The following is a 15,701-nucleotide window of genomic DNA, read 5'->3' on the forward strand; positions in this document are numbered from 1 at the left end:
TTACTGAAGGTGACAGCCGTGTACCAATGAACGACGATGTTCCAGCAACATTTGACGATGGTTCAACTACGAAGACAGTAGATGGCGTTGGTACTTATACTGTAGCCCCAGACGGAACAGTTACATTTGTACCAGAGAAATCATTTGTCGGAACTGCACCAGCAGTGACAGTGGTTCGTGAAGATAAGAACGGAACCAAAGCTTCCGCAACTTACACACCAACTGTAACGCCTGTTACACCAACTGCAACTCCAGCAGTATCTACTGATGTGCAAGGTGCAACTCAAACAGGTAAACCTGTATTTACTGAAGGTGACAGCCGTGTACCAATGAACGATGATGTTCCAGCAACATTTGACGATGGTTCAATTACGAAGACAGTTGAAGGTGTTGGTACTTATACTGTAGCCCCAGACGGAACAGTTACATTTGTACCAGAGAAATCATTTGTCGGAACTGCACCAGCAGTGACAGTGGTTCGTGAAGATAAGAACGGAACCAAAGCTTCCGCAACTTATACACCAACAGTAACTCCTGTGACTCCAACAGCTGATCCTGCAACATCTACAGATATCCAAGGTCAAACACAAACTGGTAAACCAAGCTTCACGCCTGGTAACCCAAGTGTACCAATGGATGATGATGTACCAGCAACCTTTGAAGATGGATCAACTACTAAAGTTATTCCAGGAGAAGGAACTTACACCGTTTCTCCAGACGGAACTGTAACCTTTGTACCAGAAAAATCATTCACAGGAACAGGTACAGGCGTAACCGTGAAACGTGTTGATAAGAACGGTACATCAATTACCGCTACTTACACACCAACAGTAACACCAGTTACACCAACTGCAGAATCAGTTACTTCAATTGGTAAGAAGGGTCAAACCCAAACAGGCAAACCAACCTTCACAGAAGGTGATAGCCGTGTACCAATGAATGACAAGGTTCCAGCAACCTTTGAAGATGGTTCAACTACGAAGACAATTCCAGGTGTTGGTACTTACACAGTAGCAGCAGACGGAACAGTAACATTCACTCCAGAACCTGAATTCACAGGAACTGCACCAGCAGTGACAGTGGTTCGTGAAGATGTGAACGGAACAAAAGCTTCTGCAACTTACACACCAACTGTCCTTCCAATCACTAAGTTTGTTGATAAAGAAGGTAAGGAAATCCCAGGATATCCTACAGTTGATGGAGAAGAACCAAAAGCTGAAATTCCAGGTTACCGCTTTGTGGAAACGAAGAAATTGCCTAATGGTGATACAGAACACGTCTATGAAAAAGTTACGACTTCATATGTAGACGAAAATGGGGACCCAATCCCAGGTAACCCAACAGAAGATGGGGAACAACCGAAGAAGGATATCCCAGGTTATGACTTCGTGAAGACTGTTGTAGATAAAGATGGAAACACTCAACATATCTACAAGAAGACTGTGACACCAACTCCAATGCCGGATCCAACTCCGACACCAGAGCCACAGCCACAGCCTACTCCACAGCCTACTCCACAACCACAACCTACTCCACAACCAAAACCAGAAGAACCAACGATTCCTGTCGTTCCAGAAACGAAAGAAGAAGTGAAGTATATCGATCCACAAAATCCTACTGCACAACTTCCAAACACAGGAACAAAAGAATCTTCTACTGCTGGTCTTGCAATCTTTAGTGCTTTAGCAGGTCTGTCATTATTCGGATTTGCAAAACGCAAAAAAGAAGACTAAGCTAACTTGTGGCTAAGAAAAACCGCGAAAATCTCGCGGTTTTTTTCTGTTTGTATTTAAAAAATATCCTCCAAACTAGATAGTTGAAATCAGTCTTTTATAAGAAAATTTGATAAAATAGAAGTATCAGTGTAAAGGATGAGAGAATGAAAAAGATAATTGGTATCTGGGCTCAAACTGAAAATGGCATTATTGGAAAGGACCAAGTCATGCCTTGGCATCTGCCAGCTGAGCTTCAACATTTCAAAGAAACAACCATGGGACAAGCCATTCTCATGGGAAGAGTGACCTTTGATGGTATGAAAAAACGGGTTCTACCAGGTCGGACTAGTATTATCTTAACGCAAGATCAAGCCTATGATCCTGAAAACGATGCTGTACTCGTCATGCACAGCAAAGAAGAAGTCTTGGAGTGGTACCAGAACCAAGAGAAGAATCTTTACATTATTGGAGGCAGTCAGATTTTAAAGCTCTTCTCTGACCAGTTAGAAGAATTGATCCAGACCATGATTCATGCAACGATTGATGGAGATACATTGGCACCAAAATTTGAAGAGAACCGCTATGAAAGAGTCCGTCAAGTCCATCATCCGAAAGATGAGAAGAACCCATATGATTTTACGGTCAACTATTATAAGAGAAAGGATTTAGACTAATGGAGCGAAGTGTCTTTGGTTTTTTTACAGCTGTCCTATGTGTCATCTGTTTGATTTGCGCCTTACAAACCTTTCGTAAAAAACGGTTTGGCCTCGCTATTTTATTCTTACTAAATGCTTTTACCAATCTTGTGAATTCCATTCACGCCTTTTACATGACCTTATTTTAAACTAAATAGAAACAGAAAATGACAGAAAGAGGAAATACATGCCAACGAATCAAAATAATGATATGATGGTTTATTGTTCATTTTGCGGAAAGAGTCAAGATGAAGTCCAAAAAATCATTGCAGGAAACAATGCGTTTATCTGTAATGAATGTGTAGAGTTAGCACAAGAAATTATCCGCGAGGAGCTAGCAGAAGAAGTTCTTGCAGACCTTAGCGAAGTTCCAAAACCAATCGAATTGCTCAATATCTTGAACCACTATGTGATCGGTCAAGATCGTGCCAAACGTGCCCTTGCTGTAGCGGTATACAACCACTACAAACGCATCAACTTCCACGATACGCGCGAAGACGAGACAGATGTTGAATTGCAAAAATCAAACATCCTCATGATCGGCCCTACTGGTTCAGGTAAGACTTTCTTGGCCCAAACCTTAGCACGTAGCTTGAATGTCCCATTTGCCATTGCAGATGCAACAGCCTTGACAGAAGCTGGTTATGTGGGTGAAGACGTTGAAAATATTCTTTTGAAACTTCTTCAAGCGGCTGATTTCAACATCGAACGTGCTGAACGAGGAATTATCTATGTCGATGAAATCGATAAGATCGCTAAGAAGAGTGAAAATGTTTCTATCACACGTGACGTTTCTGGTGAAGGGGTACAACAAGCCCTCTTGAAGATTATCGAAGGAACTGTCGCTAGTGTCCCACCACAAGGTGGACGCAAACACCCACAACAAGAGATGATCCAAGTGGATACCAAGAATATTCTCTTCATCGTGGGTGGGGCTTTTGACGGGATCGAAGAAATTGTCAAACAACGTCTCGGTGAAAAAGTCATCGGTTTCGGTAAGAACAATAAAGCTATTGATGAATCAAGCTCTTACATGCAAGAAATCGTAGCAGAAGATATTCAAAAATTCGGGATTATCCCAGAATTGATCGGACGTCTTCCAGTCTTTGCTGCTCTTGAGCAATTGACAGTTGACGACCTTGTCCGTATCTTGAAAGAGCCACGCAATGCCTTGGTAAAACAATATCAAACCTTGCTCTCTTATGATAATGTTGAATTGGAATTCGATGATGAAGCCCTTCAAGAGATTGCCAATAAAGCCATCGAAAGAAAAACAGGAGCTCGTGGACTTCGTTCGATTATCGAAGAAACGATGATGGATGTCATGTTTGAAATTCCAAGTCAAGAAAATGTCAAACTTGTTCGAATTACAAAAGAAGCTGTAGATGGAACTGAAAAACCAATTCTCGAAACAGCCTAGAAAGATAAAATATGGAAATTAACACACATAATGCGGATATCCTCTTAAGCGCTGCAAATAAGAGTCATTATCCTCAAGATGAGATTCCAGAAGTTGCACTTGCCGGTCGATCCAATGTCGGCAAGTCTTCTTTTATTAATACTCTCTTAAATCGAAAAAACCTGGCCAGAACATCTGGGAAACCAGGAAAAACTCAATTGCTCAATTTCTTTAATATCGATGATAAACTCCGTTTGGTAGACGTACCTGGTTATGGCTATGCACGTGTCTCGAAAAAAGAGCGCGAGAAGTGGGGGCGGATGATCGAAGAATACCTTACTAGTCGTGAGAACTTAAAAGCAGTCGTTAGCCTAGTCGATTTTCGTCATGAACCTTCTGCAGATGATGTTCAGATGTATGAGTTCTTAAAATATTATGAGATTCCTGTGATCTTAGTTGCTACCAAGGCAGATAAGATTCCGCGTGGAAAATGGAATAAACATGAATCGATTATCAAGAAAAAACTAGATTTTGATCCAGCTGACACCTTTATTGTCTTTTCTTCGGTCACCAAAGAAGGACTAGAGAAGTCATGGGATGCTATTTTAGAAAATGCGTTTTACGAAATAAATTGAAATGACATGAAAATGTCATTTTTGTTTTGGATTTATCTCGCAATTGTAATACAAGTGTAATATAAGTGCCTTTGTTTTCTTCTATTTATATGGTATAATCTCTATAAAGATAAAAGATGATAAAAAATTAATTGGAGATAAATTGTATTATGAAAAAGAAAATACGGAATAAAACGAAATTATTTGGTTTGTTCGTTTCTGTATTAGCAGTGGGGACATTTGCTGCTGCTATGAGCGAGCACGTCACATCAGTTGGTGCTAATGATGGAACTTACCAAGCTTATTCAGACCCTACTGAAGCTTTCATCTCACAAATTGGTGAGTCAGCTCGTCAGCTCGGTCAAGAGAATGACCTTTATGCTTCCGTTATGATCGCACAAGCCATTCTTGAAAGTGGATCAGGTCAGTCTGGCTTGTCTTCTTATCCGCATTACAACCTTTTCGGGATAAAAGGAAGTTATGCTGGTCAATCTGCAGTAATGCAAACTTGGGAAGATGATGGTGCTGGAAATGCCTATACGATTAATGACGCATTTCGTTCTTACCCATCTTACTACGAATCATTGCAGGACTACGTAGCTGTTTTGAAACAAGGACATTTTGCAGGTGCATGGAAGAGCAACACCTCTAGTTATCAAGATGCAACAGCAGCTTTGACAGGTGTTTATGCGACAGACACAAGCTACTATGCAAAACTTAATAACATCATTGAAACTTATAATTTAACTCAATACGATTCACCAAATGTTCAAGGTGGTATTACAGGTTCGGTATACAATCCATATCGTCAACAGTTCACTTCACAAGAAATCTTGAATTTGGATATCGCTTGGGCAAACCGTTTGAATTATTAAAACTAAAACAGGCAGATGCCTGTTTTTTTATTTGTTTTTAGCACACAGTGATATTCGATATAAAACGTATATGATGAAAAGTTAAGAATTCTTCCTGAAAACCTTTTCAAACTTTTCTCTCTATGATATAATGATTTTGTTCACAAACATTATATAAGGAGAATAGTATGTCTGAATCTAATTTTATTCAAAAAGTTGGAGCGGCGTGTAATAAGAAGGAAGATCTCTAACAGAAATCTAAAACGCGCTATGCAGTCCGTTCTATTTTTGCTGGAGGATTTCTTACTTTAAGTACGGCGGTCGGAGCAGTTGCAGCTGACTTATTAAATACCTTTGTACCTGGATCTGGTCGTTTTCTATTTCCATTCATCTTTGCCTGGGGTTTGGTATACCTCTTATTCTTAAATGCGGAATTAACCACCTCAAATATGATGTATTTGACGGCGGGGACCTATCTAAAGAAAATTAATTGGAAGAAAGCGCTGGAAATTCTTCTTTATTGTACCTTCTTTAATTTAATTGGTGCTTTAATCGTCGCTTTTCTTTTCAATCAAACAACTGCCTTCGCACATATCGATCCAAAAGGATTCCTAGCTACGGTGGCAGAAAATAAACTCCAACGAAGCAATCAAGTGGTTTTCTTTGAAGGGGTTATTGCCAATATCTTTGTAAATATTGCTATTCTTTCTTATTTATATTTCAAAGATGAAACAGCCAAGGTGCTCTTAGCCCTCTCTGCTATTTATATGTTTGTCTTTATGACCAATGAACACTTGGCTGCAAACTTTGCTTCCTTCTCATTATTGAGCTTTAATTCAGTTTCTAGCCAATTGCCACATTTTGAGTTTTTAAATATTTTACGTCACTATAGCGTAACCTTCTTTGCCAACTGGGTAGGAGGAGGAGTCCTAATGGGACTAGCCTATGCTTGGTTGAATAATATCAAGAGTCTTTATAACGATTAAAAAATATAAAAAAAGTTTGCAAAAGTACTTGCATTCTTTTTTTATATATGATAAACTAATCTACGGTTTGAAAAAACTGCCTAAGACAGTAGGGGAGCTCGACTCATAAAGATCCTACCGAGGACAAAACGTATCAATTAAAAGAAGCGTATTGTACTTTCGTGTCTAGGTTTGGGCGCGTTTTTCTTTTGGAAAAATTCCCCAAGCAAAATAATTACGGAGGTGAACACACTAATGAGTGAAGCAATTATTGCTAAAAAAGCGGAACTTGTTGACGTGGTAGCTGAAAAAATGAAAGCTGCTGCATCAATCGTCGTTGTAGATTCTCGCGGTTTGACAGTTGAGCAAGATACAGTTCTCCGTCGCAACCTTCGCGGAAGCGAAGTTGAGTTTAAAGTTATCAAAAACTCAATCTTGCGTCGTGCAGCTGAAAAAGCTGGTCTTGAAGATCTTGCATCTGTATTCGTTGGACCTTCTGCAGTAGCATTTTCTAACGAAGATGTTATCGCACCTGCGAAAATCTTGAACGATTTTGCAAAAGACGCTGAAGCACTTGAAATCAAAGGTGGTGCAATCGAAGGCGCTGTCGCATCTAAAGAAGAGATTCTTGCACTTGCAACTCTTCCAAACCGCGAAGGACTTCTTTCTATGCTCCTTTCTGTACTTCAAGCGCCAGTGCGCAACGTTGCTCTTGCAGTCAAAGCGGTTGCAGACAACAAAGAAGACGCAGCTTAATCTTAAGCTACGCAGCGTAGCCTAGCTACAAAAAATAAAAACATAAAATTAAAACTTATTTGGAGGAAATAACAATGGCATTGAACATTGAAAACATTATTGCTGAAATTAAAGAAGCTTCAATCCTTGAATTGAACGACCTTGTAAAAGCTATCGAAGAAGAATTTGGTGTAACTGCAGCTGCTCCTGTAGCTGTTGCTGCAGCTGGTGCTGCTGACGCAGGTGCTGCTAAAGATTCATTCGATATCGAATTGACATCTGCAGGCGACAAGAAAGTCGGCGTTATCAAAGTTGTACGTGAAATCACTGGTCTTGGTCTTAAAGAAGCTAAAGAACTTGTTGATGGTGCACCTGGTGTCATCAAAGAAGGTGTTGCTGCAGCTGAAGCTGAAGAAATCAAAGGTAAATTGGAAGAAGCTGGAGCTTCAGTTACTCTTAAATAATAGAGTAACGCAAATTGAATGCGAAAGCCTAGTATATTAAGGTTAAGAATTGCTTAAGGTGATTTAAATCTTAAAGAGGGGAGTTATTCCCCACCAAATCCCCGCCAAGTTAGATCTTGGCGGGGATTTTTTTCTACAACAAAATAGACTATATAATCCCTTTGTTAGTTTTACCTTATGCAGAAAGCATGGTGATGTTTTAAACTAAATCCAATCATCGCCTTCAACTGGTGCATATGCCCACCACACCCAAGCTAAACCAAGATCAGTAGCTTGAATAATACTATTTCGCATAGTAATTAAATTATGATAAAGTGCAAAATCAATGTATTCATTTAACTGATTTCTTTTATCAGCATAGCCTTCTTCAATTAATTTTGAGATTGATTCAGGTGAACTAACGTATTCTAAAAAGCTAGTGAAGTAGGTATCTGTTATTAATTTTTCACGAATTTCAAAATTTGAACCTTTGAATTCTCTTTGTAACTGATTTTTAATTGACATCTTTTTCTCCTTTAAATTTATACCATGTCTGTAAAATGTGTTAAAACTATTAGCCATACAACAACCCATATTTTAAGTATGCCATAAAAACGTCGAAAAACTGTTTTTTTCCGTTTTTTTTTCTTCATTTTTTAGTCGAAAATGAAATACTTTAAAGAATATAGTTGGTCACTGTAACGGATAGACGCCAGTGGGAAAGATGGAAGACCGAGACAGCCATCAAGGCTAAACGATTATATTTTGTAGGCAGGGCTGAATTTAAGGCTTTTTTATAGTTTGATCCACGAATTTTATAAGGTTCATCTCTTAGTTCATTAATGAAGTTTTTCTTTTGTTTTTCAAATTTCTTTAATGATTTATCCCTTAAATTTTGGTGACCAACCTCCCAACGTTCTATTAAAAAATTTTTTAAATTCACCTTGAAATTTGGATTATCTTGGAGTTTCTTCAAGTAGAAGTAATAACACTCTCTTGCATGTTGAGCTCGCATCCCATGTAGATTGATTAGATTATTCATTTCCACATCTGTAAAGATATAATCATCCTCTTGTTTATTTTTAAAAGTATCGAGGACTACTGGAACATCTTGAGGAAGAATAAGTTGAGGTTGAAATTTTCCTCCCTTCCCACGCTGAACTAAAACATAGTAATTTCCATTATTATCTTTTCGAATATCTTTTCCTTTTAATTTTTTTAATTCGGATCTACGAATCCCAACTGCCCTCTGAAAATTAACCAGCCGAGAGAAGCGAGAGTCTGTTTCTTGATGTTTACCTTGTGAGTTTTTTGATTTTACACGACCTCGGATAATTTTGTCACTTGAACGCTTGTCTTTTCTAATTCTATTCATATTGATATCAACTGCTTTGCAGATAGGTGCTAAATAAGTATGAATTGTAGCAACAGAGTATTGCTTTGGATCATCATTTAGATCTAGTTGATATAGTTGAATCGCTTCTTCAGTAATATCTGATTTTTTCCTAATGTTGTGTTCTTTAGCCCACTTTGTGAAGCGAGTAATTGCTCTTTTATAGCTTGTCCTCGTTCGATTGTTTGTGATATTTTTTGAAGCTGCAATAAATAAATCGTGCTTGAGGGAATTTCTTTTTCTTGGCATTATACATTCCTTTCTATCTAAAATAGTACATATTATTGTTAAACTGCCTCCCACCCTTTTTTTAAAAGCTGGGTATGCTTTTGATTCTTCCCATCGAGGCTAACTCTTGAAGTTTAATGTTTTCGATAGATTTTCAGTACTCACCGTGATCTATGTTTGGAAGGATCATAAAGATGTCATTGCTTGTTCGAGCTAATAAAACTTTTCTATTTTACTTTTTTTATTACATTATTTTTTTACTTTGCTAAACTAGTTATTTTTTTAGTTTTTACTTTTATTTTTACCTTTTTTATTTTACCTTAAACACGTTTTTCTTTACTTTTTTATCTACTAAATGGTTATTCTTTACTTCATGTTATTCAGTAGAGAATAACCATTTAGATTTTCTTTCTTTTTTTCTTAGTTTTTTCCTTTGCAATGACTAGCATATGAGAAATAAGTATGTTAACCGTGTCCGGTAACAAACTTTCTCCCATATGACTAATGGCTCTACTTATTCAATTCAATTTAATTTATAATAATAGTATGCCATATTTTTATAAAAATAAAGATAGAAGAAAAACATCGTTATTTTAGGAGTGGAAATGTTGTTTTTATTTTTACAAAAAAATGGCATAATAATAGTATAGATAAAAAAAGGCAGTGGTGAACTGTCTTTTTTTGTTCCTTAAAAAAAGGGGGTAGCAGATGCTCAAGAACAATCGTTTAATAATAATATTAAAGAGAGTAAGGCCACCGTGAAAATTCACGAATGAAAAATATTTTTTAATAATAATCGGAGGAAAACAAAATGAAAACGTATAAAAACCATGTGATTAATTTAACCCAACAATATCTTACAGAGTTAATTAATCACAATGAAGAAGTCAATATTAGAATGTTTTATTCAACATTTGAAGAGGATCAGTATATCTCAATCTTGAATGAGCAGGATCAAGAAGTGTCTTTCAATTTTGTAAATGATAGCATTGAAATTGAATTGATTGATCCATTGTGTGAGAAAATTTTGATTACATTTGATACTGTAGAACAGACAGCCAAAGTTCATCGAGTATTTAAATTTCTCTTAGATTTGTTTTTTAAATTCAATTGGCATGAATCAATTGCAGCTTTATCAGTAGCAGATTTCTGGGAATTAATCAAGAATTACGAGAATGATAACCTCGATATGACGTTTGGTTACCCAAGAATCGCAGGCTCCAATAGCTAATAACCATATTTTTACGCACAAAAAGAGTGGGAAAGGAATCGTTTTTATACTTATCCTTTTCCACTCTTTTTATTTTGTCTCGTTAATAATTGTGTTAATAGCTGAAATGACTTTATTTTGTTTGTACTCTGGTAAAGATTTGATAGTGTCGATAAGCTGTGCTAAGTCAGTACTTTCTTCTTTAAGTGTTAAATCAAAAAAAGTTTGTAGATCAACATTCAACGCATCTATAATTTTCTCCAGAGTACTAATTTTTATATTGGGCTCTAAATTTTCTAACTTATACGCGTAATTGGTACCAAGATCTGCTTTTTCTTCTAATTGTTCCTGAGTCATTCCTGACTGGGTCCGCAGAATCCGTATTCGTTTGCTTATATACTTTTGTAATTCTGACATTGCTCACCTCTTAAGACTATTTTACAGCCTTATAAGGTTAGGTTCTAGTTCTTAAAAGGTTGGTTACAACTTTACAAAGTTGCTAAAATATAGTATAATTCGGTTGTTTATAATTATATAGTGATAATTTGCTCAATACTCTATCATAAAGGTGGGAATTATGAAAAAGAAAACGATCAAAGCAACTGTATCTGCTGTATCAATAGCTACAGCTTTTGCGGGAATTTCCGTTGTACAAGCGGATGAAGTAACTGCAACTCAGCCAAATGAGTCGACATTAAGTACTGGATCGACAACTTCTTCGTCTACAAATATAAAACAAGTAGACGGAGTATTTGTACATAATGGAGTTGCAACTGTAACGAAAACGCCAACTTCTGAAGTTGTAGAAGAAGCAAGAACGATCAAGGAAGAAACGGATCAATCGGTTTCAAATCAAGAAAGTGCATTAGAAGACGCTAAGACTTCGGAAGCAGTCGCTGGATCAAAAGTTTCCAAAGAAAGTGTTAACTTAAAGAATGCTGAAGCAAATAAAGAATCAGCTACGCCTGAAAAAATTGAAAAAACCAAGAATGAAATATCAGAAGTAAAAGCTGATATTGAGAAAAAGGAAACTTCACAAAAAGATGCAACTGATAAAGTTCTAGAAGCTGAGAAGAAACGTAATCAGCAATCAGAGGTTATTAAAAAAGATCAAGATAAAATTTCAGAGCAAGAAAAGAAAGTTTCGACAGCTGAGGAAGCAGTAGAAACTGCACAAAAAAATCTTGATGGTACTGGAGCATCGGAAATCATTGCTGAAAGAGACAAAGCAAAAAGTGATGTAGCTGAAAAAGAATCAGCAGAAGAATCAGCGAAAAAGGCTTTGGAAAATGCTATTAGCGAAGACAAAAATAAAGCTGAAGAACTCAGTAAAGCTTCAGCTGATGAAAAAACGCAACTTAGTGCTAGTCAGGTTTCTGCTAAACAATTAGCAGATGCTAAAAAGGTTGCAGAAGAAGCAGCGAGTGCATTAGTGAAGGCTCAAAAAGAGAAAGAAACTGCTCAGAAAGTTTTAGACGGTACTGGCGTTGAAGAAATTGTAGCAGAACGTGATGCTGCTAAAATAAATTTAGATGCTAAAACAGCAACTGAAAATACAGCAAAACAGGAACTCGATCGTGCCAAAGAAGCGGATGATAAAAAAGCTACTGCACTAAAAAATGCAAAGTCTGTCGAAACAGATCAAATAAAGAAAAGCCAAGAAACGGCGAAAAACTTGTCATCTGCTGAGGAAAAACAAAAACAAGCACAAGAGAATCTAAAGAAAGCTCAAGAAAATAAGGTATCAGCGCAAAGTAATCTTGATGCTTCTGAATCACAACTTGCCCAAACAATTGCAAATCGTGATAGTAAAGCAAATGATTTAGCAAATAAACAAAATAGTAAGATTCGTGCAGAAGAAGAGCTCAAAACAGCTAAACAAAATGATGCTAAAAAAGCTTCAGAAATTTCAGCTTTAACTACTAAGAAAAACCAAGAAGAGGCTAAAGTAAATGAAACTTCAAATGAGCTAGCGAGTGCAACATCAGTAGCTCAGGAAGCAAAAGAGAATAAAGAGAAGGCTGATCAAGCAGTTGAAATGCTGAATCAACAAATTGCAGCAATTAAAAATCTCACTATTCCTCAATTGCCTCAAGATGTCATTGATGCCTATAAGGCTTACCTTGCTGATGACTCAGACGCAAATAAAAATGCCTTAAACGACGTTATTCAAAAATGGTTCAAAGATAGTAAATATGATTTTGGAACTGCATTAACAGAATATTCCCCTGAACACCAAAATATATTCATAAAGGAATGGTCAAACAAGGATATTGTTTTGCCGATCGATGATTCAGTCGTAGATTTAGACAATTTAACTGACAAGCAAATTGAAGCTTTGAGCCAATATTATGCACTTCTCGCCAACAATCTGCAAGACCAAGTTTGGGGTAGTCATCATTATATTGTCACTGAAGAATCTGTTCAGGGTGTCAAAAACATTGCAAAAGCCTATGCTGAAGAAAATAAACCATATAGCACAAGTCACAGCGATACTGCTTTAGCGAAAGATGGATTAGATTCCATCGTATGGACTGGAGAAAACATGAGCTATGATAATACTTTGCTTGGTTATGGTGCGTATTATTCAGAAGCTAAAGAAACTCGTAAAGCAACAATGTCTCAATTGTATCGTGAGGTATATGATGCTGTAATTAGTTTTATGACAAATGATGTTCATGCTTATTTTGGACATATGAAACTTATGATTGGGCAGAAAGCTCCTACAAATATTCGGGCAATTGGAGCTGCAAATAGTTTCACACCAAGTGGTGTTGGACGCATGCACTTTATTGAATTCAAAGGTCAAGATGCACATCTTGAATATGTTAAAGATGAACAAACTGGTGAATACCATTTTGTAACTGTTGACGATTATTATGATAAAGGGATTGCTAAACCTCTAGCTACTCCATTTGATACTTCAAAAATGGAAGATGAATTAACAGCTGCTAAAGCTAAGCAGACTACAGCAAATACGGCAAATGATTCTGCACAGAATCGTTTGAAAAAAGCTAAATCAGAAAACGATAAAAGTACAAAAGCTCTCAAAGAAACGACAGCAAAATTAGATGCTCTGAAAGCTACTCCTGATCAAACACCTGCAGCTACTACTAAATTGGAAATCGCTACACAAAATTATAATGAAGCCCAAACCCAATTTAATAAGGCTCAAGATGCACTTGATCAATTAAATGCTGATATTCAAAGCAAGCGTCAAGCTTTAGCAAATGCAAAAGACAATTTAGACCAGGCTACAACAGCAGAAGTAAAAGCTAAATCTGATCTTGAAAAAGCAAAACTAGAAAATCAAAATGCGAATCAAAATCTGAAACAAACTCAAAAACTTGTAGCAGAATTAATGTCAGTTCCTGATCAAACTCCAAGTGCACAAAAGAAATACGACAATGCGAAACAACTAAAAGAAGATGCTGAAACAAGATATATCAAAGCTCAAACAGCTCTGGATAACTTAAATGCAGACCTTCAAGTTAAGCAAAAAGCATTAGAAACTGCAAAAGAGCAGCTTGAAAAAGCAACAGCAACAGATAAGACTGCAAGAAACAATTTAGATGAAGCAACAAAAATTCATGAAAAACATTTGGCAGCCTTAAATGCTACACGTCAAACGATTGCAAGATTAAACTCAATCTCAGATAAGACACCTCTTGCGAAAAAGAATTTAGATGAGGCTTCTCGACAATTGATTGCTGCCAAGACTCGTTATGCAAAAGCCCAAACAGCGGTTGAAAATCTAAATGCAGATATTCAAACAAAACAAAAAGTTTTAGCAGATGCGCGTGCAGAATTGGATAAAGAACTTAAAGTTCTTTCAGATATGAAAGCTGTAAAAGCTACAGATGAAGCAGAACTCAGAAACCGTCAGAATAAGGTTGAAGAGTTAAAAGATAAAGAAAGTCAAATAAAGAATGAAATTTCTAAATTAAAGACTAATTTAGTTGCTTTAGAAACACTTTTGGATCATCTTGAAAATGCTGATGCATATTTGAAGAAAGCAAAAGAAGCATATGAGAATGCAGTTGAAGAGCATCGTTTAGCACTTGAGAATGTAGCAAGAGAGGAAGCTAAACTTAAAATATTTCTACAAGATCAATTAGATGCAACTGCACAATATGAAGCAGTTAGGGAAGCCTATTTAAATACTCGTACAAGACAAAGCGAAGTCTTTAACGATAAAGTAGATCACAAGATGATTTCTCTGAATCCTGCGTTAGAAAAGAGTATACCAGAAAGTACTTCTAATGAACGAGTATATAGCTATGCTGGAAATCAAGCTAAATATGCTGCAAATAGAGCCTTGCCTAATACAAGTTCAATTGAGAATTGGTTAGTGTTTGCAATGGGAATTGTTCTTTGTAGTTTTGGTATTTCAGTATCACGGAAACATCGTGATTAATAAAAGCTGGTAAGTATTTCTTATTGTAGTAATGAATAAAAGTTTATCATTCAAAATTTGATTTTTTACTAATGATTTTAGTGAAACTAGGTATATTAAAAAAATAATAAATATCTTTAGATATTTATAGGAGGAAAAATAATGAAAAAAATTATTGCTTTAGTTGTTTTAGTACTTGCGGTTGCCGGTGGAGTATTCTTTTTCTTGAATCAAAATTCAGGACCAGAGAAGCAAATTATTGGTACTTGGTATGATAGTAAACACGATTCAACTATCGTTTTCAATAGCGATAAAACACTAGAAGTAACAAATAATAAAGACGAATCTAGAGATGGAACTTGGAAAATCGCTGGGAAATACGTCAAATTAAAGGTTTCTAGTGCAGCGAGTGCTAAAGCTGAATTACCTGGAAAAGATGAAAAAGAAGTAAAATATTTAAAGATTCAATTTAATTCAATTGAAACTGTTAACAGTGATTTTCGTGTAGCAGACGGAACTTTTGAAAAACAGTAATATAATTTAAGTATCTATTTTAAATATACGTGAAATTATCGCAACTGAAATCGGAATAAGAAAATTGATGCAATAGAATATAGAGAAAGCCTTGGAATGATTCCAAGGCTTTTTTAGCTATCTATATATACCTTGTATATTCTATCTGGTTTAGTGTGATATATTCATTGTTAATACTCTTCGAAAATAAAATTCAAACCGCGTCAACGTCGCCTTGCCGTATGTGTAGGGATACTGACTACGTCAGTTCCATTTCAACCTCAAAACAGTGTTTTTAGCAACCTGCGGCTAGTTTACTAGTTTGCTCTTTGATTTTCATTGAGTATAAATAAAAATATGAGTTCTCCTCTTATTTTAAAAAATAATTATTTTATAATTTTTTTATACTTAGTGTAAACTATTCAGTGCGTCCCAAATACGGGAGGTTTGTTTCTGATTTTCATATTTGGATTATAATACTCTCATCAGAGTTACTTAAGGAGTAAGATATGAACCAGATTATGAAACAATATAAATTACT

The 15,701-nt window shown here is 36.2% G+C and carries 13 protein-coding genes, 1 pseudogene and 1 other annotated feature; of the genes and pseudogenes, 11 read left to right on the top strand and 3 right to left on the bottom strand.

Annotated features, from left to right (window positions below):
- From HMPREF3002_RS04155 to rplL, 8 genes and pseudogenes are all read left to right on the top strand, one after another.
- A partial coding sequence (locus HMPREF3002_RS04155; RefSeq protein WP_141754485.1) for an LPXTG cell wall anchor domain-containing protein occupies window positions 1-1,733 on the top strand: 1,733 nt, incomplete at its 5' end.
- Window positions 1,734-1,879: 146 nt separating this feature from the next.
- On the top strand, window positions 1,880-2,389 hold the full coding sequence (locus tag HMPREF3002_RS04160) for a dihydrofolate reductase (RefSeq protein WP_031573107.1): 510 nt from the start codon (window positions 1,880-1,882) through the stop codon (window positions 2,387-2,389).
- Between the two features lie 208 nt (window positions 2,390-2,597).
- Window positions 2,598-3,830, top strand: coding sequence for an ATP-dependent Clp protease ATP-binding subunit ClpX (gene clpX / locus HMPREF3002_RS04165; RefSeq protein ID WP_003007442.1), 1,233 nt, complete (start codon window positions 2,598-2,600; stop codon window positions 3,828-3,830).
- An 11-nt stretch (window positions 3,831-3,841) separates the two neighbouring features.
- Window positions 3,842-4,444, top strand: a complete 603-nt coding sequence (gene yihA / locus HMPREF3002_RS04170; protein ID WP_070662235.1) for a ribosome biogenesis GTP-binding protein YihA/YsxC — start codon at window positions 3,842-3,844, stop codon at window positions 4,442-4,444.
- A gap of 149 nt (window positions 4,445-4,593) precedes the next feature.
- Window positions 4,594-5,298 (top strand): glucosaminidase domain-containing protein, encoded by a 705-nt coding sequence (locus tag HMPREF3002_RS04175; RefSeq protein WP_021153281.1) that lies wholly within the window; start codon window positions 4,594-4,596, stop codon window positions 5,296-5,298.
- A gap of 167 nt (window positions 5,299-5,465) precedes the next feature.
- Window positions 5,466-6,263: pseudogene (locus HMPREF3002_RS04180) on the top strand (formate/nitrite transporter family protein).
- A gap of 61 nt (window positions 6,264-6,324) precedes the next feature.
- Window positions 6,325-6,459, top strand: a sequence feature (ribosomal protein L10 leader region).
- 38 nt (window positions 6,460-6,497) lie between these two features.
- Window positions 6,498-6,998: a 50S ribosomal protein L10 gene (gene rplJ, locus HMPREF3002_RS04185; protein ID WP_003001722.1), complete on the top strand. Its 501-nt coding sequence runs from the start codon at window positions 6,498-6,500 to the stop codon at window positions 6,996-6,998.
- A gap of 74 nt (window positions 6,999-7,072) precedes the next feature.
- Window positions 7,073-7,441, top strand: a complete 369-nt coding sequence (gene rplL / locus HMPREF3002_RS04190; RefSeq protein WP_003001622.1) for a 50S ribosomal protein L7/L12 — start codon at window positions 7,073-7,075, stop codon at window positions 7,439-7,441.
- 204 nt (window positions 7,442-7,645) lie between these two features.
- On the opposite strand, the gene HMPREF3002_RS04195 is transcribed toward rplL, so the two are convergent.
- Together HMPREF3002_RS04195 and HMPREF3002_RS04200 are read right to left on the bottom strand one after the other, a co-directional pair.
- Window positions 7,646-7,945: a hypothetical protein gene (locus HMPREF3002_RS04195; RefSeq protein ID WP_049493001.1), complete on the bottom strand. Its 300-nt coding sequence runs from the start codon at window positions 7,943-7,945 to the stop codon at window positions 7,646-7,648.
- 151 nt (window positions 7,946-8,096) lie between these two features.
- On the bottom strand, window positions 8,097-9,062 hold the full coding sequence (locus tag HMPREF3002_RS04200) for a phage integrase N-terminal SAM-like domain-containing protein (RefSeq protein WP_003004844.1): 966 nt from the start codon (window positions 9,060-9,062) through the stop codon (window positions 8,097-8,099).
- 790 nt (window positions 9,063-9,852) lie between these two features.
- Between HMPREF3002_RS04200 and HMPREF3002_RS04205 the strand changes: the two genes are divergently transcribed.
- Window positions 9,853-10,272, top strand: a complete 420-nt coding sequence (locus HMPREF3002_RS04205; protein WP_049492997.1) for a hypothetical protein — start codon at window positions 9,853-9,855, stop codon at window positions 10,270-10,272.
- Between the two features lie 69 nt (window positions 10,273-10,341).
- Here HMPREF3002_RS04205 and HMPREF3002_RS04210 read toward each other — a convergent pair whose 3' ends face one another.
- Window positions 10,342-10,668 (bottom strand): helix-turn-helix domain-containing protein, encoded by a 327-nt coding sequence (locus HMPREF3002_RS04210; RefSeq protein ID WP_013903620.1) that lies wholly within the window; start codon window positions 10,666-10,668, stop codon window positions 10,342-10,344.
- Window positions 10,669-10,828: 160 nt separating this feature from the next.
- On the opposite strand from HMPREF3002_RS04210, the gene HMPREF3002_RS04215 reads away from it, so the two are divergent.
- Window positions 10,829-14,668: an SEC10/PgrA surface exclusion domain-containing protein gene (locus HMPREF3002_RS04215; protein ID WP_049492994.1), complete on the top strand. Its 3,840-nt coding sequence runs from the start codon at window positions 10,829-10,831 to the stop codon at window positions 14,666-14,668.
- Between the two features lie 141 nt (window positions 14,669-14,809).
- Window positions 14,810-15,181, top strand: coding sequence for a hypothetical protein (locus HMPREF3002_RS04220; RefSeq protein WP_003004846.1), 372 nt, complete (start codon window positions 14,810-14,812; stop codon window positions 15,179-15,181).
- Window positions 15,182-15,701: the final 520 nt, after the last annotated feature.

The sequence above is a fragment of the Streptococcus sp. HMSC065E03 genome, assembly GCF_001815045.1.
GTDB classification, from domain to species: domain Bacteria; phylum Bacillota; class Bacilli; order Lactobacillales; family Streptococcaceae; genus Streptococcus; species Streptococcus parasanguinis_AD.